This window comes from Geothrix sp. (assembly GCF_049292215.1).
In the GTDB taxonomy this organism is placed as follows: Bacteria; Acidobacteriota; Holophagae; order Holophagales; family Holophagaceae; genus Geothrix.
The window spans coordinates 1-1523 of record NZ_JBATQW010000064.1; the positions used below are offsets into that span (position 1 = coordinate 1).

General features: G+C 67.1%; 1 protein-coding gene. It reads left to right on the plus strand.

What is annotated here, in order from left to right; translation table 11 throughout:
* Nucleotides 1-1523: PD-(D/E)XK nuclease family protein (locus WAS25_RS10745; RefSeq protein ID WP_422311900.1), on the plus strand; the 1523-nt coding region annotated here is incomplete at both ends.

Here is a 1523-nt window from a genome sequence, read left to right on the forward strand (position 1 = left end):
GGCGCGACGACCTGCGCCACTGGGCGGACGCGCTGGCCCTCGCGGACCAGAGCGGGACCCTCGCGTTCGAAGGCAGCTTCATGCACCTGCGGGACCGGGTGAAGGACTACGCCCAGGGCATCTGGCAGGAACTGTCAGTGCTGCGAACTACCACCCAGGCAGCACACCGGTGGGCCGAGCGTCTGGAATCCCTGGCCACCACCCTGCGGCTGCCCATGGATCCCGACGATTTCTACTCCCCACTGGGCCTACTCAAAGAGGCCTGGGGGCTCGAAATCTGGACCTTCGCCGACATGCTCCTGGCGCTTGAAGCATTTCTGGATGCGGCGCGCAGCAGTGAGATCCCCCGAGCCGTCGAGGGCCTGCGCCTGGTCACCCCCGGCACGATCCTCGACGACTGGAACGGCGCCCGCGCCACCCTAATCCTTGATCTCTCCGAAGGTGCTTGGCCCAGCCGCCCCGCTGAGAATCCCGACCTGGACGGCGACCGCAAGGCCGCCATCAACCGCGCGCTGCTCGCCTGGAGTCAGGCCGAGCCGACGGCCACGTTCCCCCCTGCCCTGCAGCGGTTCTGGCTACCCCGCAGCGAGCATGGCGATCAGATTCCACGTGCTTTCCAGCGGGAGGCATACGCCTTCAACAAGGTGCTGGCCATGACCCGCGAGCGTCTGGTGGTGCTCAGTCCCGCCCAGGATGAGGATGGCCGCATGAAGTCCCAGGGGCCCTTCTGGACGGCGCTGGAAGGCGCGGCCCCGTGGCGTCCTGAAGTTTCTCTGCACAGCCGCCTGCGTTGGCGTTGGGAAGGCCGCGATCAGTCGCCTCACCACCGGGCCCGGGCCACCACGGCTCAGGCCCGCCCGGCCAGCGAGGTGCTGCTGGCGGAAGCGCCAAACTTCGACCGTGCACCGGGTCTCCGCGCCGCCTGGCTCAAGGGACAAGAGAGCGCCAGCCCCACGGCGCTCGAAGGCCTGGCCAAGTGCCCCTTCCGTTCTTTCGCTGAGCGGGTGTGGGGCTTGCAGACCTTCGATGCGCGCACCCAGATGTCCATGGCCGTGGGTATCCTCGTCCACCACATCATGGAACAGGCCCTGGCGCCTTTTGTGGGTATGGAGGATTGGCCGAGCGCCTTCCAGACGGCACTGGGGCTTGGTCCAGAGGCCGGCGCCGATGACCTCATCCCCCACTTGCAAACCCTATGGCTGGACCACCAGGACCAGTGGTTAAAGGAACTGGACCGCCATATCCCGCAGGAGCAGTGGCCCCAGGCTGTGCTCCGCCTGGAATCCCTGATGCCCAACCTGGCCGCGGCACTGCTGAGGGATGTCCAGGCCGAAGCCCCCGAGAAGGGCGAATTCGCGTTGCTCGACCCAACGCGCCTATCTGCTCCGAAGACCAAGAAGGCCTCAGCTCCCCCACCGGAGACCTGGCGCCGGACTTTGCTGGCTCTTGAGGGCACACTGGGCCCTGTGGCTTTGGCTCTGGCTGAAGGGCGCACCCTCCTCGTCAGCGGCAATGTCGATCGC